19 protein-coding genes and 1 pseudogene are annotated in these 23,037 nt (G+C 74.1%); 12 read left to right on the top strand and 8 right to left on the bottom strand.

Annotated features, from left to right (window positions below):
- Positions 1-178: 178 nt before the first annotated feature.
- Positions 179-1,762, bottom strand: coding sequence for an LCP family protein (locus ABZ865_RS17130; RefSeq protein WP_361230602.1), 1,584 nt, complete (start codon positions 1,760-1,762; stop codon positions 179-181).
- A gap of 654 nt (positions 1,763-2,416) precedes the next feature.
- On the opposite strand from ABZ865_RS17130, the gene ABZ865_RS17125 reads away from it, so the two are divergent.
- Positions 2,417-3,760 (top strand): helix-turn-helix domain-containing protein, encoded by a 1,344-nt coding sequence (locus ABZ865_RS17125; protein ID WP_361230600.1) that lies wholly within the window; start codon positions 2,417-2,419, stop codon positions 3,758-3,760.
- Between the two features lie 26 nt (positions 3,761-3,786).
- Here ABZ865_RS17125 and ABZ865_RS17120 read toward each other — a convergent pair whose 3' ends face one another.
- Complete coding sequence (locus ABZ865_RS17120) at positions 3,787-4,635, bottom strand: hypothetical protein (protein WP_361230597.1); 849 nt, start codon at positions 4,633-4,635, stop codon at positions 3,787-3,789.
- A 689-nt stretch (positions 4,636-5,324) separates the two neighbouring features.
- Between ABZ865_RS17120 and thrS the strand changes: the two genes are divergently transcribed.
- From thrS to ABZ865_RS17105, 3 genes are all read left to right on the top strand, one after another.
- Positions 5,325-6,560: a threonine--tRNA ligase gene (gene thrS, locus ABZ865_RS17115; RefSeq protein WP_361230594.1), complete on the top strand. Its 1,236-nt coding sequence runs from the start codon at positions 5,325-5,327 to the stop codon at positions 6,558-6,560.
- Between the two features lie 42 nt (positions 6,561-6,602).
- Positions 6,603-7,568 carry a nucleoside hydrolase gene (locus ABZ865_RS17110; RefSeq protein ID WP_361230591.1) on the top strand — a complete coding sequence of 322 codons (966 nt, stop codon included), beginning with the start codon at positions 6,603-6,605 and terminating at the stop codon, positions 7,566-7,568.
- A 106-nt stretch (positions 7,569-7,674) separates the two neighbouring features.
- A complete protein-coding gene (locus ABZ865_RS17105) occupies positions 7,675-9,327 on the top strand; it encodes a glycoside hydrolase family 13 protein (protein ID WP_361230588.1) in 1,653 nt (550 codons plus the stop codon).
- Here ABZ865_RS17105 and ABZ865_RS17100 read toward each other — a convergent pair.
- Complete coding sequence (locus ABZ865_RS17100; RefSeq protein WP_361231201.1) at positions 9,324-10,109, bottom strand: DUF4142 domain-containing protein; 786 nt, start codon at positions 10,107-10,109, stop codon at positions 9,324-9,326. The two genes, ABZ865_RS17105 and ABZ865_RS17100, sit on opposite strands and share 4 nt — an antisense overlap.
- A gap of 255 nt (positions 10,110-10,364) precedes the next feature.
- Between ABZ865_RS17100 and ABZ865_RS17095 the strand changes: the two genes are divergently transcribed.
- The 6 genes from ABZ865_RS17095 (at position 10,365) to ABZ865_RS17070 (ending at position 16,538) form a co-directional block, all read left to right on the top strand.
- Complete coding sequence (locus ABZ865_RS17095) at positions 10,365-11,045, top strand: DUF6445 family protein (RefSeq protein WP_361230585.1); 681 nt, start codon at positions 10,365-10,367, stop codon at positions 11,043-11,045.
- A 186-nt stretch (positions 11,046-11,231) separates the two neighbouring features.
- Positions 11,232-11,669, top strand: a complete 438-nt coding sequence (locus ABZ865_RS17090; protein ID WP_361230582.1) for a hypothetical protein — start codon at positions 11,232-11,234, stop codon at positions 11,667-11,669.
- A gap of 49 nt (positions 11,670-11,718) precedes the next feature.
- Positions 11,719-12,378, top strand: coding sequence for a DUF4328 domain-containing protein (locus ABZ865_RS17085; protein WP_361231199.1), 660 nt, complete (start codon positions 11,719-11,721; stop codon positions 12,376-12,378).
- A 49-nt stretch (positions 12,379-12,427) separates the two neighbouring features.
- On the top strand, positions 12,428-13,093 hold the full coding sequence (locus tag ABZ865_RS17080) for an SDR family NAD(P)-dependent oxidoreductase (protein WP_361230579.1): 666 nt from the start codon (positions 12,428-12,430) through the stop codon (positions 13,091-13,093).
- Positions 13,094-13,183: 90 nt separating this feature from the next.
- Positions 13,184-14,188, top strand: a complete 1,005-nt coding sequence (locus ABZ865_RS17075) for an MIP/aquaporin family protein (RefSeq protein WP_361230576.1) — start codon at positions 13,184-13,186, stop codon at positions 14,186-14,188.
- Between the two features lie 226 nt (positions 14,189-14,414).
- The gene (locus tag ABZ865_RS17070; protein ID WP_361230573.1) at positions 14,415-16,538 is read left to right on the top strand and encodes an AAA family ATPase; all 2,124 of its coding nucleotides are present in this window, start codon (positions 14,415-14,417) and stop codon (positions 16,536-16,538) included.
- Positions 16,539-16,568: 30 nt separating this feature from the next.
- Here the strand turns inward: ABZ865_RS17070 and ABZ865_RS17065 are convergent.
- A pseudogene (locus ABZ865_RS17065) lies at positions 16,569-16,778 on the bottom strand (hypothetical protein); the annotation flags it as partial.
- A 54-nt stretch (positions 16,779-16,832) separates the two neighbouring features.
- Positions 16,833-18,191, bottom strand: coding sequence for a hypothetical protein (locus ABZ865_RS17060; protein ID WP_361231197.1), 1,359 nt, complete (start codon positions 18,189-18,191; stop codon positions 16,833-16,835).
- Positions 18,192-18,343: 152 nt separating this feature from the next.
- Between ABZ865_RS17060 and ABZ865_RS17055 the strand changes: the two genes are divergently transcribed.
- Positions 18,344-19,582, top strand: a complete 1,239-nt coding sequence (locus tag ABZ865_RS17055; protein ID WP_361230570.1) for a molybdopterin-dependent oxidoreductase — start codon at positions 18,344-18,346, stop codon at positions 19,580-19,582.
- Between the two features lie 391 nt (positions 19,583-19,973).
- Here the strand turns inward: ABZ865_RS17055 and ABZ865_RS17050 are convergent, their stop codons facing one another.
- The 3 genes from ABZ865_RS17050 to ABZ865_RS17040 are packed head-to-tail and all read right to left on the bottom strand — an operon-like array spanning position 19,974 to position 22,094.
- The gene (locus ABZ865_RS17050; protein WP_361230567.1) at positions 19,974-20,714 is read right to left on the bottom strand and encodes a methyltransferase domain-containing protein; all 741 of its coding nucleotides are present in this window, start codon (positions 20,712-20,714) and stop codon (positions 19,974-19,976) included.
- Positions 20,711-21,322: a TIGR04282 family arsenosugar biosynthesis glycosyltransferase gene (locus tag ABZ865_RS17045; protein WP_361230564.1), complete on the bottom strand. Its 612-nt coding sequence runs from the start codon at positions 21,320-21,322 to the stop codon at positions 20,711-20,713. The genes ABZ865_RS17050 and ABZ865_RS17045 overlap by 4 nt, the downstream gene beginning before the upstream one ends.
- 58 nt (positions 21,323-21,380) lie before the next feature.
- Positions 21,381-22,094, bottom strand: a complete 714-nt coding sequence (locus tag ABZ865_RS17040; protein ID WP_361230562.1) for a glycosyltransferase family 2 protein — start codon at positions 22,092-22,094, stop codon at positions 21,381-21,383.
- 114 nt (positions 22,095-22,208) lie between these two features.
- Between ABZ865_RS17040 and ABZ865_RS17035 the strand changes: the two genes are divergently transcribed.
- Positions 22,209-23,036, top strand: a complete 828-nt coding sequence (locus ABZ865_RS17035) for a response regulator transcription factor (RefSeq protein ID WP_361230559.1) — start codon at positions 22,209-22,211, stop codon at positions 23,034-23,036.
- Position 23,037 lies beyond the last annotated feature (1 nt).

Here is a 23,037-nt window from a genome sequence, read left to right as displayed (position 1 = left end):
CACCAGCAGCTGAGTACGCGACTCACCAGCGGCTCAGTAGGCGGCTCAGCTGCGGCTCACCCGCGGCCCAGCATGCGGCTCAGCTCCGGCTCACCCACGGCTCAGCGGGAGCTCACCCGCGGCTCAGCCGCAGCACAGCGGCAGCTCATCCGCGGCTCAGCCGCAGCTCACTCTCGGCTCACCAGGTGAAGCCCTTCTGGACGGGCATGCAGGCGTCGTCCTTGTCGCCGGCGAGGATGGCCGCAGAGGCTGGCGGCTTGTCCGGGGTCTGCTTCTTCGGATACGTGTCCCCGGTGCGCCAGTCGGCGCCCACGACGAGGGTGACCCCGGAGACGTCGGTCGACCGGTGGACGTGGTTCAGCGGGATGCCGAGCGCCTTGGCCACCGCCTGGGCGTCGCCCTCCAGGTCGGCGCCGGGGTACTGGACCACGGTCTCGGCCTCGCTCGCGGCCGTGCCGTCCTTCACGGCCTGGGTGAATCCCTGGCCCTGGAGGAGCTGGGCGACCGCGCCGGCCCGCTGGGGCGTCGGGGCCGCGGTGTCCGACCCGGTGCCGTTGCGGACCTGGACCGCGATGGCGTCGTCCGGGGCCGCGGGGTCCTTGGACTTCTGCTCGGTCTTGTGCTTGGCGGCGCGTCCGTCCATCGGCACGTCGTCGCGGATCATGGAGAGGACCTGGTCGGCGTCCCCGGGCGCGAGCATCCGCCGGGCGGTGTCCTGCGGCCACTCCACGACGGGCAGCGTGGACATGGTGATCCGCTTGGTGGGCACCTTCTGCAGCTCGGTCGTCAGGTCGTACAGCTTCTTGATCGTGCCGAGGCTCTCGTCGACCGTGAGCGCGTTCGTCGCGGCCTCCGCGAGCTTGCGCATCTCGGTGGGGTTGCCGAGCCGCGCGTTCTTGCGCAGCTGGCGGACCATCGAGGTCATGTACATGTGCTGCGCGTGGGTGCGGCCGATGTCGGTGCCGTCCTCGAAGCCGTAGCGGGTGCGCAGCCACTGCAGGGCCTGCTCGCCCTTGACCGGGGTGGTGCCCGCGCGCAGCTTCAGGCCCGAGCCGTGGCCGTCGGAGGTGTGCGACCAGACGTTCTGCCGGACGCAGACCGGTACGCCGCCGATGGCGTCGGCCATGTCCACCACGCCGGAGAAGTCGACCATCATGAAGTGGTCGATGTGCACCTTGGCGAGCTGCTGCCAGGTGGCGACGGTGCAGCCCGGGCCGCCGCGGGCCAGCGACTCGTTCGCCATGATCGGGCCCACCTGCTGGAACACGTGGCCGTTGTCCGGGTCGGTGCATTTGGGGATCGTGATCATGGTGTCGCGGGGCAGGCTGACCACGGACATGTTGCTGCGGTCGGCCGAGACGTGCAGCAGCATCTGCACGTCCGCGAGCGGCGGGCGGCCCACGTCGGCCTTGGAGCCGCCGAGCGCGAGGTCCTTGGCGGAGTTCCGGCTGTCGGAGCCGATCAGCAGGATGTTCATCGGCGTCTGGCCGTCGGCGTTGGGCTTCGACTCGGGTATGGAGGAGTCGCCGAGGTCGAGCTTGGCCTTCTTGATGTTGCCGTTGAGGTGCTCGTAGTAGAGGTAGCCCGCGCCGGCGGTGCCGAGGACGAGGACCGCGAGGCTCGCCGCGGTCCAGCGCAGTATGCGCATCCCGCGCCGGGGCCCGTCCGGTTCCTTGCCGCGTCTGCGCCGGCCGCCGTGCCGCCCGTTGCCGGCGGGTCGCGCCGGCGTCTCCTCCTCCGCGCGCACGCTGCTGACGGTCATCCCCGTGCCCTTCCCACCCCTGGCCCCGGCCCGACCCCCGTCTCCGGCAGGTCGCCGTGGCCCCCGAAAGAATCCCTGTCCCTTGGCTGGGCGGCACCCCTCGGGCGCCTCCCCAGGTTGGGCGGCGCCCCTCAGCGCCCACCCGGACCCGCGCGCCCCCCTAGGCGTCAGCCGGGCCGGATCGCTCACCCTAGCCGCGCGGTCCCCTGTCAAGCGGCGGCGGTGAGATATTCCACTCTCGTACAACCCGTCTATTGACCCTGTTTGCGGGGAAAGGCGGGCCCCGAATCCCCTTGTCTTGGCCCGAGCTTTACCCGATGTAGGCGGTCGGTTGGGTCAGTGGCCCGCGTGCCGGGCGTGCGGCGGGGGTGCGGGGGCGTCGGACGCCCGGGCCGGGCCCGCGTTCGCCGCGGCGATCAGGGTCACCACGGCGATCACGGCCGCGGCCACGCCCCGGGCTACGGGGGTGTTCCCTGCGTAGCGGAGCCGGAGATGGGGGAGTGTGCTGGAGCGTCCGTAGGGTGCGGATGTACGTCCGAGCACGGCGACCTCGCAACAACAGCGATGTGTTAAGCATGCTTAATCCGCCGTTTAACCTAGGGGTGTCGGACGCCAACGGCAAGGGGCACCAGGGGAGTTGGGGTGGGAAAAGGGATGCGGGAGCGAGACGATCCCGAGGTCGTAGGGCGGCGTGTGCAGCAGCTGCGCACCCAACGTGGACTCACCCAGCGCCAGTTGGCCGAGCCCGCTTACACCCCCGCCTACATCTCCACGCTGGAGGCGGGCCGGGTCAATGCCTCGGACGAGGCACTGCGGCACATCGCGGACCGGCTCGGGGTCGCCTTCGAGGAGCTGGCCGTCGGCCGGCCCGCCCATCTCACCACCGCCCTGCGGCTGCGGCTCACCGAGGCCCAGCGCACGCTGGCCGACGGCAAGGCCGAGGAGGCGGCCGCGCAGTACGCCGTGCTGCTCGCCGAGGCGGAGGCGCACGGGCTCGGCCACGAGCAGGCCGCCGCGCTGCTCGGACTCGGGGAAAGCGCCCTGGAGACCGGCGAGCTGGGCAAGGCGCGCGAGTGCTTCGAGCGGGCCGAGGAACGGCTGGCCGGGGAGTCCCTGCCGGCCCGGGTCCCGGCCGTCCGCGGCCGCGCGGTCTCCCACTACCTCGCCGGTGAACTCCGCTACGCCGTCTACCTCCTGGAATCCACCCTCGACGAACTCAACCGGGGCGGCCTGCACGACCCCGACGCCCTGCTGCTTCTGTACGCCAGCGTCATCGGCCCCTACATGGACATGGGCGCCCACGCCCGCGCCGCCCAGGCCGCCGAGTTCGCGCTCGCGCTCGCCCCGCAGGCCGCCGACCCCGCGCTGATCGCCCGCATGCACCGCTCGGTCGCCCGCACCCTGCTCGCCGAGGGCCGGGCCGCCGAGGCGGACGCCTCCCTCGCCAAGGCGGCCGAGCTGTACCGCCAGCTGCAACTGCGCACCGAACTCGCCAACTGCCACTGGATGCGCGGCTACGTCTACGCCCAGGGCGGCGAACTCGGGCGCGCCGAGGACGAGTTGCGCCAAGCCCTCGCCATGCTCTCGGAGACCCGCGCCGCCCTCTACCGCAGCCAGGCCGCCGTGGAACTGGCCGACGTCCTGCACCGGCGCGGCAAGTCGGCGGAGGCCGCGGAGCTGCTGGACGGCGTTCTCGGCGACTTCTCCTCCGAACGCGGTGCCGTCCACGCCGCCGGGGCCCACCGCCTCCTCGGCATCATCGCCGAGGACGCCCGGGACACCGAGGCCGCCGAGGAGCACTACGTCCGCGCGCTCAGCCTCCTGGAGCGCGCCGGCGCGGCCGGTGACCTCGCCGACCTGTGCCGTCTCCTGGGCGACCTGCTGCGCCGCACCGGCCGCGTCGAAGCGGCCCTGGACGCCTACCGCACCGGCCTCGGCCACCGCACGGCCCCAGGCACGACCACCCTGGGCCCGGCCCCGGCACAGCCGCCGTTGTGAGCGGGCGCGGGCGGGCGTAGCCCGGTTCAGACCTGGACCCGGCCCTGTCTGCGTACGTCCGCCAGGCGCAGGGCGCCGACCTGGACGGCGGCCTGCGTCGCGCCGTTCGGTACGTCGCCCAGGCCGCCGTTGGTGAGCGCGAAGGCGTCCTCGCCGACCCGGACGGCGGCGACGTCCAGCGTGAGGAGGACGTTCTGGCCGTCGTCCGTGGTGGTGGCGAGGCCGATGCGCAGGCCCTGCCGCACGTCCCCGACCTCCGGCAGCGGGGCCTCGACGACCTGGACGTCCTCGACCAGGCCGAGTTCCGTGGTGGCCGTGAACCGGGCGCACTGGGACGGCATGGTCTTCAGCCAGGCCAGCGCCGCGTCGACGTCCGAGGGGCGGCGGGCGCCGATCTGGTAGCGCAACTGGGCGTCGGTGTCGGCGTCGTCCAGGCCGACGGCGACGCGGGCGGGGCCGCCGAGGAGTTCGTCGGCGTAGAGGGCGTCCAGCAGACGCTGGCACTCCCCGGCGCCGGTGGTCGCCTTCAGCAGCGCGTCCCGCCAGGTGGCCGCCCCGCGCGTCGCGGTCCAGGGGGCGCCGAGGTCGGTCTCGGTGATGAGCGCGGCCTGCGCCTGCGCGTCGGTGAGCGTGGAACCGTCACCGCGGGGCGAGGTCTTCGACGGGGCGGCCTTCGACTTCTCCACCGTCGGCAGGGGGTACTGCGCGGTTGGCGGATGCTCCAGGCCGAGGGTCGCACAGCCCGTCAGGGAGAGGAGGCCGACGGCGAGCAGGGCGGCGCGGGAGCCGCGGGAGCCGCGGATGCAGCGAGAGCCGCGGGAGCCGCGGGTGCGGCGGATGCAGCGGGCGCCACGGGTGGGTATGACGGCGGTCATCGGGGGCCTCCAGGGCGGGCCGGTGGGGGATGCCTGCTCTCACGCCACCACCGCCCGCACCCGCCCACCAGCGCTCCGGGCCGTCCGGGTGAGCAGGCCCGCGCCCGCTCCGGGCCGTCCGGGTGAGCAGGTCCGCGCCCGCTCCGGGCCGTCCGGGTGAGCACCCTGGACCCGGTTTCGGGCTGTCGGGGTGAGCACCCCGGCCGCCGGCTTCGGACCGTCCGGGTGAGGGCCCCGGCCGCCGGCTTCGGGCGGGCCGAGTGAGGGCCCCGCCCCCGGTTCCGGGCCGTCCGGGTGAGTGCCCCGGCCCCAGTTCCGGGCCGTCCGGGTGAGCACCCCGGCCGCCGGCTTCGGGCGGTCCGAGTGAGGGCCCCGGCCCCGGCTTCGGACCGTCCGGGTGAGCACGTCAGCGTCGGCTCCGGGCCGTACGAGTGAGGGGGCGATCTGCGCTCCGGGCCGTACGAGTGAGGGGCCGCGGGAAAATGCGTGGCGCCGTCGGCCCGGCCCCGGTTACCGTCACCCGCATGAAGCGCGCCCAGCAGTGCCCGCAGAGCACGACGACGCCGGAGACCGTCCCGGCGCGCTGACACCTGAGCAGACGAAAGCCCCGGGGCGAGTGCCCCGGGGCTTTCGCGTGTCCCGGCCCGGGGTGTTCGCCTCCCAGACCTCCCCCACCGAGGAGCCCCGCCATGAACACCCCGATGCACGACCACCGCCGGCTCGGCCGTGAGCTCGACCTCTTCGACACCGATCCGCTGATGGGCGCGGGCCTGCCCTACTGGCTCCCCGACGGCGCGGTCGTACGCCACACCCTGGAGGAGTACATCCGGGAGGCGGAACGCGCCGCCGGCTACCGGCACGTGTACTCCCCCGCGCTCGGCAAACGCGAGCTGTACGAGATCTCCGGGCACTGGGACCACTACAGCGAGGACATGTACCCGCCGATGAAGCTGGGCGCAGACGAGTCCGAGGAGGTCGTGCTGCGCCCCAGCCTCTGCCCCCACCACGCCCTGATCTACCGCTCCCGCTCCCACAGCTACCGCGAACTCCCGCTCCGCATCGCCGAGCTGGGCACCATGTACCGCGCCGAACTCTCCGGCGTCCTCGGCGGCCTGACCCGCGTCCGGGCCATCCAGCTCAACGACGCCCACATCTTCTGCACCCTCGACCAGGCCGTGGACGAGGCCCGCGCCGCCCTGGAGCTGATCGCCCGCGCCTACGCCGACCTCGGCATCCGGGCCGTACGCCACCGGCTCTCGTTGCCCGGCGAGGGCGGCAAGTACGTCGCCGACCCCGAGCTGTGGCGCCGGGCCACCGCGCTGCTGCGGCAGGTCCTGGACGAGAGCGGGGTGGAGTACGAGGAGGCCGAGGGCGAGGCCGCCTTCTACGGCCCCAAGATCGACGTACAGATCGCGGACCCGGCCGGACGCGAGTCCACCCTGTCGACCGTGCAGATCGACTTCCACCAGCCGGCCCGCTTCGACCTGCACTACATCGGCGCCGACGGGGCGAAGCACCGGCCGGTCATGGTGCACCGGAGCATCATCGGCAGCGTGGAGCGGGCCGTGGCCCACCTCATCGAGGCGCACGGCGGTGCCTTCCCGGCCTGGCTGGCGCCCGTGCAGCTGGCCGTGCTGCCGGTCGCCGAGGAGCAGGTGGAGCGGGCGGCGGCGGTGGTCCGGGAGGCCCGGGCCCTCGGCCTGCGCGCCGAACTCGCCGCCCCCGACCAGGGCACCCTGGGCGCCCGCATCCGGGCGGCCCGCCTGGTCCCGTACCAGGCGGTGATCGGCGACCGGGAGGCCGAGGCGGGGCTCGCGGCCGTACGCCTGCGCGACGGGCGCCGCCCCGAACCGCTCCCCGTGCCCGAGCTGCTGCACCGGGTCGCCGAACGGGTGGCGGCACGCGGTACCGCACTCTGGTCCTGATGGCCCAGGCCCTATGGTCGGTCACGACGGAAGGAGTCCGCCGTGACCGGTCAGCCCATCCCCGTGATCATCGACTGCGACACCGGCGTCGACGACGCGCTGGCCCTGCTGTTCGCCGTACGGCACCCGGGACTGGACCTGCGGGCCGTGACCTGCGTGGCCGGGAACACGGATGTCGACGGGGTGGTCCACAACACCCTGACCGTGCTGGAGCAGGCGGGCGCCCCCGACATCCCGGTGGCGCGGGGCGCGGAACGCCCGCTGCTCGAACCGGCCCGCTCGGCCCGGCATGTGCACGGCGCGGACGGCATGGGCGACCTGGGCCTGCCCGCGCCCCGGCGCGGCCGCGCCGCCGTGGACGCCGTGACCCTCCTCTACCGCGAGATCCTGACCTCCGAGCGTCCGGTGACCCTGATCCCGACGGCACCGCTCACCAACATCGCGCTCCTCCTGCGCACCCACCCCGATGTGACCCGCAACATCGAGCGGATCGTCTTCATGGGCGGGGCGGTCGCCACCGGAAACGCCACGGCGGTCGCCGAGTTCAACGTCTGGCACGACCCGGAGGCGGCGGCGATCCTGCTCGGCGCCGGGGTGCCGATCACGATGTACGGGCTCGACGTGTTCACCCGGGTGGTCGTCCCGGGCAAGGAGGTGCAGCGGCTGCGCGGGAGCGCGGAGCCCGGCGCCCGGCTGGCCGGCGAACTGCTGGCCCACCGCCCGACCGCGCCCGAGCCCGACGGCGACGACCCGTCCGGCGGCCTGGGCGACGCGGGCGCCGTGTGCGCGGTCGCCGACCCGGCCGGCCTCACCACCCGCCTGCTCCCCGTCGAGGTCTCCCTCGGCCCCGGCCCGACCCGGGGCCAGACGATCGTCGACCGCCGCCCCCGCATGGGCGAGTCCGAGATCCACCACGGCCGACGCGAACACACCCTGGTGGACGTGGCGTTGGACGTCGACGTGGAGCGGTACGTGAAGCTGTACCTGGAGACGGTGGCGCCGCACTAGTACTTCGGCCGGGCGGTGGCGAAGAGGGCGTCCGAAGGTTCCCTTTCCGGGTGCTGTGGACAGATTCTCTGGGTCGACTCCGGACCACCGCCCGAACGGAGCCCGTATGACAGACCTCTCGTCCAGGAATCCCGACTGGTGGCGGCAGGCCGTCATCTACCAGGTGTATCCGCGCAGTTTCGCCGATGCCGACGGCGACGGACTCGGTGACCTCAAGGGCCTCACCCGGCGCCTGAACCATCTCGCCACACTCGGCGTCGACGCCCTGTGGCTGAGCCCCTTCTACCCCTCCGAACTCGCCGACGGGGGCTACGACGTCGCCGACCACCGGGACGTCGACCCGCGCCTCGGCACCCTGGACGACTTCGACGCGATGGTCGCCGAGGCCCACCGGCTCGGCCTGAAGGTCGTCGTCGACATCGTCCCCAACCACACCTCGCACCTCCACCCCTGGTTCCAGGAGGCCCTGCGGGCCGGCCCCGGCTCGCCCGCCCGCGACCGGTACGTCTTCCGCCCCGGCCGGGGCGCGCACGGCGAACTCCCGCCAACCGACTGGCCGTCGGTGTTCGGCGGCAGCGCCTGGCGGCGGCTCCCCGACGGCGACTGGTACCTGCACCTGTTCGCCCCCGAGCAGCCCGACCTCAACTGGGACCACGAGGACGTCCGCGCCGACTTCCGCACCACCCTGCGCTTCTGGTCCGACCGGGGCGTGGACGGCTTCCGCGTCGACGTCGCGCACGGCCTGGCCAAGGACCTCACCGAGCCGCTCCGGGACGTGGGCGACGTCGGCGCCACCGGCGAGGAGGCCCTGCTGCGCGTGCCGCCCGGCACCCACCCCTACTGGGACCGCGACGAGGTCCACGAGATCTACCGGGACTGGCGCAAGGTCTTCGACGCCTACGACCCACCCCGCACCGCCGTCGCCGAGGCCTGGGTCCCCGATTCCCGCCGCGCCCTCTACGCCCGCCCGGACGAACTCGGCCAGGCGTTCAACTTCGAGTATCTGCAAGCCCAGTGGGATGCCGAGGAGCTGCGCCGGGCCATCACCGGCTCCCTCGCCACCGCGCACGCCGCCGGTGCCTCGGCCACCTGGGTGCTCTCCAACCACGACGTCGTACGCCACGCCTCCCGGCTCGTCCTTCCGCCCGGCACCGACACCGACGCCTGGCTGCTGTCCGGCGGCACGGAACCCGCGATCGACCGCGAAGCCGGCCTGCGCCGGGCGAGGGCCGCGACCCTGCTGATGCTGGCGCTGCCCGGATCGGCGTACGTCTACCAGGGCGAGGAACTCGGCCTGCCCGAGGTCGCCGACCTGCCCGCCGAGGCGTTGCGGGACCCGGTCTGGACGCAGACCGGTCATCTGAGCAAGGGCAGGGACGGCTGCCGGGTGCCGCTGCCCTGGACGCCGACGGGACCGTCGTACGGCTTCGGGCCCGGAGCGGCGTGGCTGCCGCAGCCGGCGTCCTTCGCGTCGTACGCCGTCGCCGCGCAGGCCGGCGTGGAGGGTTCCACGCTGGAGCTGTACCGCACCGCGCTGCGATTGCGCCGCAAGCTGCTGGAGGGCGAGTCGCTGACGTGGACGCCCGGGGCTCCGGCCGGCGTGCTGGACTTCGCGCGGGGCGCGGGCTGGCGGTGCGTCGGCAACCTGACGGACGCGCCGGTGCCGTTGCCCTCGGGTGAACTGCTGCTCGCCAGCACCGCGTTGCCCGAGTCCGAGCCGGGAGTGCTGCCCCCGGACACCACGGTGTGGCTGGCCTAGCCGACGGTCGGGGCGGGGCTGGGGGCGGTGTTGCCGGAGCCGCCCGACCCGCCGTTACCGCCCGCTCCTCCGGCCCCGCCGTTCCCGCCCGTCAGGCCGTCGATGTCCACCGGTGTGGAGGTGGCGTTCGGGGGCGGGGTGAGGACCACCTGCGGCTGGCCGGGGGCCGGGGGCGGCGGGGTCACGTCGGAGTCGGGCAGCTTCGGCGGGGTGGTCTGCTGGAAGACGGTCTGGTCGAAGTCGACCAGGCCGGTCTTCTCCATGACCGTGATGTGGTCCAGCACGGTGTCGTTGGCCTGGTCGGCCAGCGCCCGGACCAGCGAGTTCTTGGTCGTGGAGCGGATCTTCGCCACCGTGTTGAAGATCGAGCCGTGCGTCATGCGCAGGATGTTGGCGAAGTCGCTGTCGAACTTCTTCCCGCTGTCCGACTTCAGTGTGTTGACGAAGCCCTGCTGCTGGGGGCTCGGGAGGTCGGGCAGGGTGATGTTGAGCAGCGGGGCGATCTTGCGGCAGGTGATGTCCAGCGCGGCGTGCCCGTCCACCAGGTGCTGGCTCGCCGTCTGGACCGCCTTGGTGGTGCCCTTCTGCAGCCCGATCTGGCCGACCGGGTACTCCCACAGGCCGGCCGCCCGCACCTTCACCACGAAGTCCCGGTCCGCCTCGGTGAGCGGCCCCCACTGGGTGTTGGCGATGACGCGTGTCTGCGAGCTGGAGACGGTGCTCACTCCGAGCATGCTCGGGTAGGCGAGAGCGGCGAGGGTCAGGGCCATCGCGCCGCCCACGAAGAGCGTTCCCGTCGCGTTCCGCGAAAACCGCACCGTGCCTCCTGCCTGGGGGAGCCCGCCCGTGGGCGGTTCTGACGCACAGGAGTACGGATGCGGAGGCGATTTGTGTCGGCGGTCCCGGGTAAAGATTCCGTTCCCTTGGGCCCGACTTGACGAAAAGGGGCCTGAGTTGACGAAAGCGGGGCTCGTGTTGGTGAAAGATTGACCACTTCTCGGGAGAAGGCAGGGAAAGCGCGCGCCTAGATTCGCCGCATGCCCCCACAGCCCCGCATGCCCGCCGCGCTGCCCGTTCTGCCCTACCGCAAGCCCACCAAGGGCCGCGACTACTGGGTGCTGGACGACGTCCTGCCCGACGTCGACGCCGTACGGGAGCGGTGTCTGGCCAAGGACGACTGGGTCGAGGGCCACCCGTACACCTCGGAGACCTGGCCCGGCCTGCGCGCCATGCCGGGCCTGGAGCCGGATGAACTCGCCTGTGTCGAGGGGCTGGTGAAGCAGGCGACCGGGGCGAAGGAGCTGTGGGTGCAGCAGGCGCCCGGCGGCGGCACCCTCAACCACAACTGCGTGCAGGTGGTCGGCGAGGGCGAGAGCGAGCCGCGCCCGCACACCGACTCGCGCGCGCTGTGCCGGTACGCGGCCGTGCTGTACCTCAACCCGCGCATGCCCAAGGACTGCGGCACGAGCTTCTTCCGCCAGTCCCTGCCCGGCGGCCGGCTCGGCGGCAACGTCGTCCAGGCCCCGCACAACAACCTCGTCGAGGCCCTCGGCACGCGCTTCGTCGCCCCGGACGCCTTCGAGGAGGACGTCCGCGTCCCCCACAAGTACAACCGCCTCCTCCTCTACAACGCCAACCTCGTGCACAGCGCCACCGGCTACACCGGCCGGACGCTGGAGGAGAAGCGGATGACGGCGGTCTTCTTCTGGATGGCGTGAGGTCCGGAGGCCGTGACGTTCCGCAGGTCGTGAGGTTCCGCAGGTCGTGAGGCCCGGGAGAGCGCGAGATTCACCCGTTCGGAGTAGTCCCCGTGGTCGCCGGACGCGCCGCGTCGGATCGTCGTTACGTACGACACGTACGGCACGTACGACGCACTCGGGGACGACGATGGCGGAGGTACAGCCATGACCCAGCAGAGCGCACCGGCCCCGGCCCCGGCTCCCGCGCCACACGGCGGCTGGGCCCAGGGAGGCACTGTCTTCGCGGGCGTGTTGATGCTGGTGAACGGCATCCTCGCCGTGCTCCAGGGCATCTCCGCGATCGCCACCGATGACGTGTACGCCCGCATCAACGCCTACGTCTACAAGATCAACCTCACCGGCTGGGGCGCGATCCTGATCGTGCTCGGCGCCATCGCCGTGATCACCGGCGTGGGCATCCTCAAGGGCTACGAGTGGGCGCGGGTGCTCGGCATCGGCCTCGCCTCGCTGAGTGTGATCTTCCAGTTCATGTTCCTGCCGTACGCCCCGATCTGGTCCCTGGTCATGATCGCCATCGACTTCTTCGTCATCTGGGCCCTCGCCACCTACCGCCCGGCCGCCGACTTCGGTGGGCCAGGATGAGGCGGTGAACGAACAGACAGTCGGGGCCCCGGCCCCTCGGCGGCTCGCGCTGCACCCCATACGGTTGTCCGGACGGCTGACCGCCTGGTCCCTGCTGCTCGCCGGGCTCGCCTGGACGGCCCGGGCCGTGTGGGAGACACGGCTGGCCATGGCGGGAGAGCCCGCCTCGGGGCCGCCGGACCAGGGGGACGGGGTGCACCGGCCGCTCAACGCGCTGGAGAACTCGTACCACTTCGTCACCAGCCTCGGCGGCGGTGCCGCCTTCCTGTGCGCGGTCCTCTTCCTGCTGTGGCTGTGGCGGGTGCGGGACAACGCGCGGACCCTGTCGGGTCAGACGCCGAAGTACGCCGGCATCTGGGTCTGGCTCGGGTGGATCGTGCCGGTCGTCAACCTGTGGTTCCCGCGCGGCATCGTCGCCGACGCCTTCCGCACCACCGCCCCGGGGCGAAAGCTGCCCGTCGCGGTGAACCTGTGGTGGGGGCTGTGGCTGATCGGCATGCTCAGCGGGGTCGGGCTCGTGTACAACGACTCCACCGACGAGATCATCGCCCGCGCCTACACGGAGGTGTGGCCGCTGCTGCTCTCGGACGCGGCGGTCGTCGGGGCCGCGGTCGCCGGGGCGTTCGCCGTGCGGGCCGTGACGGCCGCGCAGGTGGAGCGGATCAGCGCGGGCTCGATGACGGCCCGGCTGGTCGAGGCCGGCGCGTAGCGGGCCGGCGGGGATTCGCCGGCGGCCGGGCGCGGTAGGGATGCCCGCCATGAGCACCATGGCCATCGTCGGCGCCGGACCCGGGCTGGGGGCCGCCGTCGCACGCCGGTTCGGGCGGGAGGGGTACGACATCGCGCTCGTCGCGCGCGACCGGCACCGGCTGGACACCCTCGTCGAGGAACTCGCCGCCGACGGGGTCGGCGCGCACGGCTTCCCCGCGGACGTGCGCCGGCCCGAGGAGCTGGTGGCCGCCCTGCGCGCCGCGGGCGAGACGCTCGGGCCCGTCGAGGTGCTCCAGTACAGCCCGGTCCCGCACCGGGACTTCATGCGGCCGGTGCTGGAGACCGGGCACCGTGACCTGCTCGGGCCGATCGAGTTCTCGGTGTACGGGCCGGTCGCCGCGGTGCAGCAGGTGCTGCCGGGGATGCGCCGGCTCGGCCGGGGCACCATCCTCCTCGTCAACGGCGGGACGGCCGCCGTACCGCATCCCGAGCGGACCGGGACCTCCATCGCCTTCGCCGCGGAGAGCGCGTACGGGCGGCTGCTGCACGACCGGCTGGCCCGCGAGGGGATCCATGTCGCGCAACTGGTGATTCCGGGGGCCATCACCCCGGGCCATGCGCGCAAGGATCCGGCCGTGCTCGCGGAGACCCTGTGGCGCATGCACCGGGACCGGCGCGGGTTCCGGCACTACGCCGACGACTTGGACGCCTGACCTGCTGCGGACGGCCGCCGCCCTGCGTGAAGAGCATTTATGGGCCAATATGGTGATGTTGGCCGTATTGCTCTCTTCAAGGGGGCCTCCATGGCTGTCGAAATCCCCCCGATCATCAAGCCGTCCCGGCTCAGGAGCCGGGCCGGGCTGCCGGGCGAGTGCCTGGCGGAGTTCCTCGGGACCTTCGTCCTCATCTCGTTCGGGTGCGGTGTCGTCGCGACGGCGGTGGCCGCGCTGCCCGGCTCGGGCCGTGCCGCCACGCCCACGACGATCTTCCTCGCGGCCGGTGACTGGCTTCTGATCGCCTGGGGCTGGGCCTTCGCCGTCGCCTTCGGCGTCTACGTGGCCGGCGGCGTGAGCGGCGCCCACATCAATCCCGCGGTCACCCTGGCCATGGCCGTGCGCCGCGGGTTCCCCTGGAAGAAGGTCCTGCCGTACTGGTTCTCGCAGGTCTGCGGGGCGTTCGCCGGGGCGGCGCTGGTCCTCCTCGTCTACCACAACGCGATCGACGCGTACGACGCCGTCGCGCCGGGGCCGAAGGTGAACGGGCATACGAACGCCACGTTCTCCATCTTCGCCACCTTCCCGGCGCCCTACTACCACGGCGGCTACTGGGGCCCGCTGGTCGACCAGATCGTCGGCACGGCCTTCCTGGTCATGTTCGTCGTCGCCCTCCTCGACCTGCGCAACCAGGCCGTGAAGGCGAACCTCGCCCCACTGCTGGTCGGCTTCGTGGTCGCCGCCATCGGCATGTCCTACGGCGCCAACGCGGGCTACGCCATCAACCCCGCCCGCGACTTCGGGCCGCGCCTGCTCACGTATGCGGCGGGCTGGCAGAGCCTGGCGTTCGGGGGTTCGGTGCAGGGGTCGTTCAGCGGGTACTGGTGGATTCCGATCGTCGGGCCGCTGATCGGCGGCGTGGTCGGCATCCTGATCTACGACCTCTTCATCGGCGACGTGCTGTACGCCCGAGCCCAGCTGGGTGAACTGCCCGAACCGGGCCGGGGCGCACGGCCGACGAGGACGGTCGGCAAGGACGACAAGAGCGGCCCGGGCGACACGGGTGGCACGGGCGGCACGGACGAGGAGTACTAGCCGCGTCCGGCGGGTGCCGCCGTTCGGAGTACGGCGGGCCCCGCCGCCGGGGGAGCGTGGGGACGGACGTTCGGGCGTTCGTTGCGGCGCGTGATACCGGGCGCGGGTGCGCCACCCGTGGTGCGGGTGGGCGTTGGAGTTGCCGTGGCGGCGGTTGCAGGAACGATTTCTCTTCGGGTGCCGCCGCCTGACATCGCACCGCGCAAGGTATGGAGTGCTGGGAACAGTGAGGGCAAGCGCCGAGGGGGCGTCCGCGGCAGGGCGTCGGGGGACGGGCGGTCTGATCGGCCGTGAGGAGGAGACGAGGGCGCTGCGGGAGGGGCTGGCGCGGGGACGGCTGGTGACCGTGACCGGCGCCGCGGGCGTCGGCAAGAGCCGGCTGGCCGCCGCGACGGCCGCCCCAGGGGCAGGGGACCCGGTGGTGCCGTGGATGCCGTTGATGCCGTGGGGCCGAGTGATCCACGTCCGCTGCCCCGACGCCGGGACCGCAGCGGCCGGGACGCTCGCGGCCCGGGTGGCCGCGGCACTCGGAGAGCACCGGCCGGACTGCGCCGGTGAGCTGACGGCCGGTCCGACCCCGGACGCCCCGCGAGCCGCTGCCGGCCTGACAGCGGAGGACCTGCGGACTGTCGGGCAGGTGGCCGACGGCTTGTCGGGTCCTGGTCCGGCGGCGGACCGTTTGCGGGCCACTGGCCCGGTGGCGGGTCCCACGCTGCTCTTCCTCGATGATGCCGACGCCGTCCGGACCGAATGTGCCGGGTTGGTGCAGCGGTTGCTGATGGGGGTGCCCGGGCTGCGGGTGCTGGTGACCTGCCGGCAGGCGCTGGGGCTCGGGGACGAGCGGGTCGTACGGCTCGCTCCGCTGGGTGAGGCGCAGGCGATGGAGCTGTTCCTGGAGCGGGCCCGTGCCGTTCTCCCCGGCTTCCGTGCCGACCGTGCGGAGCTGGACCGCGTGGCGCGGATCTGCCGGCTGGTGGAGGGCGTGCCGCTCGCCGTCGAGCTGGCCGCCGCTCAGCTCGCCCGGGACCCGTCGGTGCGGGCGCTCGCCGAGCGGCTGGAGCGGGACCAGTGCTGGCTCGCCGCGCCCGGGCCCGCGCTGCGCCGGCACCGGTCGCTGCGGTCGGCGGTCGGCGCCGCTTACGTGCTCTTCGAGCGGCCCGCCCGCGTGGTGTGGAGCCGCGGCAGCGTCTTCGCGGGTGCCTTCACCGAGCCGACCGCCGTCTATCTGTGCTCCGGCGCGGGCGTCGCCCCGCACCAGGTCTCCGCCTGTCTGGCCCAACTGGCCGCCGCCGGGGTGCTGGAGACGGTCGGCGAGCCCGGCGGGGTCCGTCCGCCCCGCTACCGGATGACCCGCGCCGCCCACGACTTCGGCGCCGAACGGCTGCGCGCGGCCGGGGAGTTCCCGGTGGCCCTGGAACGTCATGTGCTGCACTACCGGCGCCTGGCCTCGGTCGCCGAGAACCTCTGGAGCACCGGCAACCAGCGGCAGGCCGCCCGGCTCGTCCAGGACAACCAGGAGGATCTGACCGCCCTGGTGGAGCGCACGCTCGCCCGACCCGACGCCCCCGCCGAGCATGTGACGGCGGCCCTGGGTGCCGTGGCCGACCTGTGGTTCTGGTGGGCGGTGCACGGCCACGGCGAGGAGGGCCGCGCCCATCTGGCGCGGCTGCTGCCCCGCCACACCGCCGACGATCCGCTCGCCGCCCGCGCCCGCTGGCTGGCCGCCCTGCTGCACGCGCCCGGCGACCCGGCCACCGCCCGCACCCTGCTCGGCCAGGCCTGGCCGGCCGCGGTGATGGCCGGCGACGACGCGCTGATCGGCCGCGTCGCCCATGTGCAGGGCATGCTGGCCTGGGAGCAGGGCGACATCCGTACCGCCGCCGACTGCTTCCGGCAGGCCGCCGACACCGTCCCGGCGCACGCCCCCGGCGGCCCCGCCCCCGCCGTGAGCCTCGCCGCGCTGGCCGTCGTCCAGGCCCCGCTCACCCCGGGCGCCGCCCTGCGCAGCGCCCGCCGCGCGCTGGCCCACCCCGGTGTGCGCGAGGACGCCTGGGCCACGGCCGTCGCCCGCTACGCCCGCGCCTGCGCCGACCATCACCAGGGCCACAGCGGCCGCGCCTGGCACCGGGCCCGCCGGGCGCTGGCGGCCCTGGACACCGGGACCGTTCTGCCGGGCGTCCTGGGAGCACCCGAGGCACCGGACATGCCCCAGGTGCGCGCGGCCCTGCGCCGCCTGCTCGCCGAGATCGAGTCCGGCACGTCCGCCGGCCACCCGGTGCGGGCCACCGTTCCGTCGCCCCGCACCGGCACGGTCGTACCCGTGTGCGCGGCGAGCCCGGTCCTGGGGTGACGGGAGAGGCCCGGCAGGGGCCTTGCGGGGTCACCAGCCGGTGAGCAGCAGGTGGTTGAGGAGCAGGGCCAGGACGGCCTGGGCGGTGAGCCAGGGCCGGGGGCGGGGGAGGAGGGCGCACGCGGGCAGCAGCCACATGGCGAAGGGGAGCCAGATCCGCTCGGTCTCGGCCTTGCTCATCCCGGACAGGTCCGCGACCAGCAGGGCCAGCAGGGCGGCGGCGACCAGCAGGGCGAGCCGGGTGCGCGCGGGGTCGGTCCTGGTGACGGGAGGATCGGCAGGGGCCTTGCGGGGTCACCAGCCGGTGAGCAGCAGGTGGTTGAGGAGCAGGGCCAGGACGGCCTGGGCGGTGAGCCAGGGCCGGGGGCGGGGGAGGAGGGCGCACGCGGGCAGCAGCCACATGGCGAAGGGGAGCCAGATCCGCTCGGTCTCGGCCTTGCTCATCCCGGACAGGTCCGCGACCAGCAGGGCCAGCAGGGCGGCGGCGACCAGCAGGGCGAGCCGGGTGCGCGCGGGGTCGGTCCGGTGGGCGAGGGCGGAACCGGTGCGGCGCAGGCCCGCCGCCGTCGCCACGCCGGTGATCAGGACCGTGCAGGCCAGGTTGGCCCAGATCCAGTAGCCGTAGGGGCGGGTGCCGCCGACACCCTGGTAGTAGCGGGTCACCAACAGGTGGTACGCCGTCCACCAGTTGAAGCCGGCGAGGGTGAACGCCAGCGGGACGACGGCCAGTCCGGCGAGCAGCGCGAGCAGGAGCGCGGGACGGACGCCCGTGCGGCCCAGCAGCAGGACGGCCGCGCCGATCAGGGCGATGAGCGTGAGGCCGTACGACAGATAGCAGGTCAGGCCGAAGAGCAGGCCGGAGCCGGCCGCCCAGGCGGGGGAGCGCCGGGTGACCGCGAGGGCGAGCAGGGCGAGGGCCCAGGCGGCGACCGCCGCGAAGTAGGCGTCGGCGGACGCGCCGAGCCAGACGGCCGCCGGGGCGAGGATCAGGAAGGGGGCCGCGCGGCGCGCCAGGGTCTCGTCCGTGAGCGCGCGGAGCGCGACCAGTACGGCCGCGCACGCGGAGGCGCCCAGCACGATGCACCACATCCCGGCCCAGCCGCCGCCGCCCAGCCCGATCCGGTCCAGGAGCACGAAGGTGAGTGTGGCCCCCGGCGGGTGCCCGGCGACATGGGCCGGCCAGGGGTGGGGGCTGCCGGCCACGATGTGGTGGGTGAAGTCGCGCAGCGCGGCCGGGACGTCGTGGAAGCGGTCGATGACCCGGAGGTACTCGTTGCGGTTGGTGAGGCGGCTCGCGACGCCCTGGTCCCAGCCGTCGACCAGGGCGAGGGAGAGGATCCAGGCCGTCGACGCCGCCCAGGCCGCCGCGAGCAGGCCGCGCCACGGCAGACGGGCGGCCAGCGGCGGTCCGTAGGCCACGCCGGCCACCGCCAGGAGCAGGGCGGCCGGGGTGCCCGGGCCCACGTGCGGGTCCCACTCGGCCAGCACGGGCGGCCAGTGCACGAACAGGGTGTGGCGGGTGTCCTGGATGTGGCGGCCGACCAGCACGGCCACCGTCACGAGGAGGGCGGCGGCACCGGCCGCGTACAGGTCGCGGCGGGTGCCGGAGCGGGCCTCGGCCCGGGAGGCGCCGTCGGCGGCGGGGCGGGGCAGGGCCGGCCCGGGGGCGTCGGAACGGGGGCTGCGGATCACACCGGCACGTTAGGCCGCACGGCACCGCGCGAGCCGTCGTACGGGCCGGACGTCAGCGTTTCGTCATGGGTCGCGCACCCGATTCGGGGCCGGCCCGGGCCTACGGTCGGAACATGCGCGACCATCCACGGCTTCCCACCTCTCCCGGTTTCTGGCGCAGCCCCCTGCGCGGCACGTGGTTCACCTCGGTGTTCGGCCTCGTGCTGCTCGTCGGGGTCACCGTGCTGTTCGTGACCGGTCTGGTGTCGTACGCGGCCTACAACCCGGGCCTGTCCCCGGTGAACGACACGACCCCGGACAAGGGGATCCTCGGCTTCTACCTCTTCGCGTGGCCGGCCGGTCCGGTGTGGCTGTACCGGTTTACCCAGGGCCTGCACGTCACCCTGGGCATCACCCTGATCCCGGTGCTGCTGGCCAAGCTGTGGTCGGTGGTGCCGAAGCTGTTCACGCTGCCCCCGGCCCGCTCGCTCGCGCACGCGCTGGAGCGGATCTCGCTCCTGCTGCTGGTCGGCGGCGGCCTGTTCGAGTTCACCACCGGGGTGCTCAACGTCCAGCTGGACTACGTCTTCCCCGGCTCCTTCTACCCCCTGCACTTCTACGGCGCCTGGGTGTTCTTCGCCGTGTTCGTCGCCCACGCCGTGCTGAAGACACCGAAGGCGGTACGCGCGGTCCGGCACCGGCTGCGCCACGAGGACGACGATCTCGTCTCCCCGGATCCCGCCCCGCCCACCGTCTCCCGGCGCGGTGCGCTGTGGCTGGTCGGTGGCGGCTCGCTGCTGCTGTTCCTGACCACGGTGGGGCAGAGCCTGGGCGGCCCCTTCCGCCGTACGGCCCTGCTCGCGCCGCACGGCGGGCCGGACCCGGGCGGCGGGCCGAACGGCTTCCAGATCAACAAGACGGCCGCGTACGCCGGGATCGACACGCGGGAGACCGGCGCGGAGGCGTGGCGGCTGGTCGTCACCGGCCGCACCGGAACCGTCCGCCTCAGCCGCGCGCAACTGCTGGCGATGCCCCTGCACAGCTCGTCGCTGCCGATCGCCTGCGTCGAGGGCTGGTCGACGGCCGACCAGTGGTGGCGTGGGGTACGGCTGCGCGACCTCGCCGCGCTCGTCGGCTACGACGCCGGCGACCCGCAGGACGTGTTCGTGGAGTCCCTGCAACGGCACGGCGCCTTCCGCCGCGCGGCCCTGCGCGCCAACCAGGTGGCCGACGGGCGCTCCCTGCTCGCCCTGACCGTCAACGGCGAGGACCTCTCCCCCGACCACGGCTACCCGGCGCGCGTCATCGTGCCCGCCGCGCCCGGTGTGCTCAACACCAAGTGGGTGGCCCGGCTGACCTTTGGAGATCTGTGATGCGGCCCCGTATTCCGGCTCGTCCGGCTCGTCCGGCACTTCGGGTTCCTCCGGCCGGAAGTCCGTTCCAACTGCTGCTGCTCGCCTGCTCGTTCGCGCTCGCCGCGTACGCCGGGGTGCGGCTGTTGTCCGGGGACTGGCTGGGGGTGGCGCTGTGGATCGTGGGGGCCGCCCTGCTGCACGACCTGGTGCTGCTGCCGCTGTACTCCGCGCTGGACCGGGCGCTGGTGGGCCGGCCGGGCGCGGCCGGGCGGCGGGCGTGGGTGCCGTACGTGTCGTACGTGCGGGTGCCGGCCGTGCTGTCGGGGCTGCTGCTGCTCGTGTGGTTCCCGCTGATCCTCGGCCTGGTCGACCAGCGCTACCGCCTGGCGACCGGCCAGTCCGCGGACGTCTACCTCGGCCGCTGGCTGCTGATCACCGCCGTCCTCTTCGGCGGCTCCGCGCTGCTGCTGGTGTTGCGGGTGCTGGGGGTGCGCAGGGCGGCGAAGCGGCGCTCACCGGCCGCCCACTGAGCGACCGCCCGCCACCCGGCCCGCCCGGCGAGCCGGAGCAGGGCGGGCGTACCGATGCGCGCCCAGGGGAACGGCTCGCCCATGGGGGCCTGTCCGTGGGCGACGTCGACGACTTGGACGTGGGCGCGCTCGTCGATGTCCAGCGGGGCCGTCTCGGCGATCAACAGACCGCCCGGGGCGAGGAGTTGGCCCATCCGGCACAGCAGGGCCGCCGGATCGCCCCCGATCCCGATGTTCCCGTCCATCAGCAGCACGGTGCCCCAGCGGCCCTCGCCGGGCAGCGGCTCGAACACCGAGCGGCGCAGCGCCTGGCCGCCGAGGGTGTTGGTACGGGTGACGGCTGCCTCGCTGACGTCGACACCGAGGACGGTACGACCCCGGGCGGCCAGCTCCGCGACCAACCGCCCCGGACCGCAGCCGACGTCCAGGACGGCGCCTTCGCACCGGTCCAGGACGTCCCGGTCCACGTCGTCAGCGCCGGCACACCAGCGCTCCACCTCCAGGGGCAGCAGCCAGCCGTCGCCGCGGCGCAGGTAGAGCGGGCCGCGGCCGGTGCGCAGGGCGGTGGCGTAGGGGTCGGAGGCGGCCCAGGCGGGCGGGGCGTCGGTCGTGGCGCTCATCGGACGGAGGCGCAGTCGGCCAGCCGGGCGGCGAAGGCGCCGTGCGGGGCGAGGGCGGCGACGGCGTGGGCGTCGGCGGCGGTGTCGACGTCCCGCAGCCGGGGCAGGTCGCACACCCGCAGCCCGGCGGCGACCAGCCGCTCCCGCTGCACGGCACCGGTGTCCGGCGAGGACATGGGCACGCCCCGCAGCAGCGCGGGCTCCGGGCGGGCCAGGCCCAGCGCCCAGAAGCCGCCGTCCTCGGCCGGGCCGAAGTACGCGTCGCAGTCACCGAAGTCCACGGTGAGCAGCGCCGGTGTGACCTGCGGGGTGTCCATGCCGATCAGCAGGGCGGGACCGGTGCAGTGCGCGAAGGCGTCGGCGAGCCGGGCGTCCAGCCCGCCCCCGCACTGCGGTACGACCTCGAAGCCGGGCGGCAGCCAGGGGCCCGGCCGGCCGTCCAGCACGAGCACCCTCCGCGCGGCCGGGGCCTCCGCCACCGCCCGCAGCGTGTCGACGAGCGAGGCCTCGGCGAGAGCGGCGGCCTGCTCGGGCGTGAACGGCGGACACAACCGCGTCTTGACCCGCCCGGGTCTGGGCTCCTTGGCGATGACGAGCAGGGTGGTCATGTGGCCCTTCCTTGACGGGTGACCGGGGCTGGGGCGGGGTGGGGGGACCGGCGCGCCGCTAGGTGCGGACAACGGGCGGCTCGTTCAGGACGCGGCTCATGTCCCGTACCGCCTGCCACGTGCCGCGCCAGGTGCCGGTGACCTTGGAGGTGCCGGTGCGAGGGAGGTAGGGGACGTCGTGTTCGGTGATGTGCCAGCCGGCGTCGGCCGCGCGGACCACCATCTGCAGGGGGTAGCCGCTGCGGCGGTCCGTGAGGCCGAGGCCGAGGAGCGGCTCGCGGCGGGCCGCGCGCAGCGGGCCGAGGTCGTGCAGGCGGAGCCCGGTGCGGCGGCGGAGCAGCAGGGAGAGCGCGAGGTTGCCCGCGCGGGCGTGGGCCGGCCAGGCGCCCCGGGAGCGGGGGCGGCGCCGGCCCAGGACCAGGTCGGCCCCGCCGGAGCGGACCTCGTCGACGAACGGCACCAGCTGCCCGGGGTCGAGGGAGGCGTCGCAGTCGCAGAAGCAGACCACGTCGGCGGTGGCCGCGAGCAGCCCGGCGTGGCAGGCCGCGCCGAACCCGCGCCGCTCCTCGCGTACGACGTGCGCGCCCAGCGCGCGGGCGACGTCGGCGGAGCCGTCCGTGGAGCCGTTGTCGACGACGACGGCACGCCAGCCCGCCGGGATCCGCGCGAGCACCCAGGGCAGGGCGTCGGCCTCGTTCAGGCAGGGCAGCACGACGTCCACGTCGGGCGGCGGCGGGGAATCTCCGCCGGGCGGGGGTGGTGAGGTGGTCACGGCGTTCAATCTACGAACCTGAACCGTGACAAACAGGGCATCGGCTCCTTACGAAACGCGGACGTCGGCGCCATGGCCGAGCCCCGCCCCCGGCGCGGTGACAGGCTGGTAGGCATGCAGCAGCCGTACGCAGCCCCGCACGCCGGACCCGGCGCCGAACAGCCCCCGGACACCCGGGGCCGGATCCTCGTCGTGGACGACGACCCGACCGTCGCCGAGGTCGTCGCGGGCTACCTGGACCGCGCCGGATACGCCGTGGACCGCGCCGCCGACGGTCCGTCCGCCCTCGCGCGCGCCGCCGCGCGCCGGCCGGACCTGGTGGTGCTCGACCTGATGCTGCCCGGCATGGACGGTCTGGAGGTGTGCCGGCGGCTGCGCGAGCACGGTCCGGTGCCGGTCGTGATGCTCACCGCGCGCGGCGACGAGGACGACCGCATCCTCGGCCTGGAGGTCGGCGCCGACGACTACGTCACCAAGCCGTTCAGCCCCCGGGAGCTGGTCCTGCGGGTGGAGTCGGTGCTGCGCCGCGCCCGCCCCGCCGTACCGCGCGGCCCCCTCGGCGCCGCCGGTCTCACCGTCGACCCGGCCGCCCGCCGCGCCACCAAGAACGGCGCCGAACTCGCCCTCACCCTGCGGGAGTTCGACCTGCTCGCCTTCCTCCTCCGGCACCCCGGCCGCGCCTTCGGCCGGGAGGAGCTGATGCGGGAGGTGTGGGGCTGGGACTTCGGCGACCTGTCGACCGTCACCGTCCACGTCCGCCGCCTGCGCGGCAAGGTCGAGGACGACCCCGCCCGGCCCCGGCTCATCCAGACGGTGTGGGGCGTCGGCTACCGCTTCGACCCCACCGGCACCGGAACGGGCACGGGCACCGACACCGGAACGGGCACGGGCACGGGCACGGGCACAGGAACCGGAACGGGCATCGGAACGGAGGGCGACTGAC

Origin of the sequence: Streptomyces sp. NPDC047085, from assembly GCF_040643735.1 — a bacterium.
Lineage (GTDB): Bacteria > Actinomycetota > Actinomycetes > Streptomycetales > Streptomycetaceae > Streptomyces.
Note: the sequence above shows the minus strand (reverse complement) of the source record. Positions and strands in the feature narration are given on the sequence as shown.

What these genes read in the sequence shown, in the direction of transcription:
- ABZ865_RS17130 (WP_361230602.1), bottom strand. Translation starts at nt 1,762, where the DNA reads ATGACCGTCAGCAGCGTGCGCGCGGAGGAGGAGACGCCGGCGCGACCC.
- ABZ865_RS17125 (WP_361230600.1), top strand. Translation starts at nt 2,417, where the DNA reads ATGCGGGAGCGAGACGATCCCGAGGTCGTAGGGCGGCGTGTGCAGCAG.
- ABZ865_RS17120 (WP_361230597.1), bottom strand. Translation starts at nt 4,635, where the DNA reads ATGACCGCCGTCATACCCACCCGTGGCGCCCGCTGCATCCGCCGCACC.
- thrS (WP_361230594.1), top strand. Translation starts at nt 5,325, where the DNA reads ATGAACACCCCGATGCACGACCACCGCCGGCTCGGCCGTGAGCTCGAC.
- ABZ865_RS17105 (WP_361230588.1), top strand. Translation starts at nt 7,675, where the DNA reads ATGACAGACCTCTCGTCCAGGAATCCCGACTGGTGGCGGCAGGCCGTC.
- ABZ865_RS17095 (WP_361230585.1), top strand. Translation starts at nt 10,365, where the DNA reads ATGCCCCCACAGCCCCGCATGCCCGCCGCGCTGCCCGTTCTGCCCTAC.
- ABZ865_RS17090 (WP_361230582.1), top strand. Translation starts at nt 11,232, where the DNA reads ATGACCCAGCAGAGCGCACCGGCCCCGGCCCCGGCTCCCGCGCCACAC.
- ABZ865_RS17080 (WP_361230579.1), top strand. Translation starts at nt 12,428, where the DNA reads ATGAGCACCATGGCCATCGTCGGCGCCGGACCCGGGCTGGGGGCCGCC.
- ABZ865_RS17075 (WP_361230576.1), top strand. Translation starts at nt 13,184, where the DNA reads ATGGCTGTCGAAATCCCCCCGATCATCAAGCCGTCCCGGCTCAGGAGC.
- ABZ865_RS17055 (WP_361230570.1), top strand. Translation starts at nt 18,344, where the DNA reads ATGCGCGACCATCCACGGCTTCCCACCTCTCCCGGTTTCTGGCGCAGC.
- ABZ865_RS17050 (WP_361230567.1), bottom strand. Translation starts at nt 20,714, where the DNA reads ATGAGCGCCACGACCGACGCCCCGCCCGCCTGGGCCGCCTCCGACCCC.
- ABZ865_RS17045 (WP_361230564.1), bottom strand. Translation starts at nt 21,322, where the DNA reads ATGACCACCCTGCTCGTCATCGCCAAGGAGCCCAGACCCGGGCGGGTC.
- ABZ865_RS17035 (WP_361230559.1), top strand. Translation starts at nt 22,209, where the DNA reads ATGCAGCAGCCGTACGCAGCCCCGCACGCCGGACCCGGCGCCGAACAG.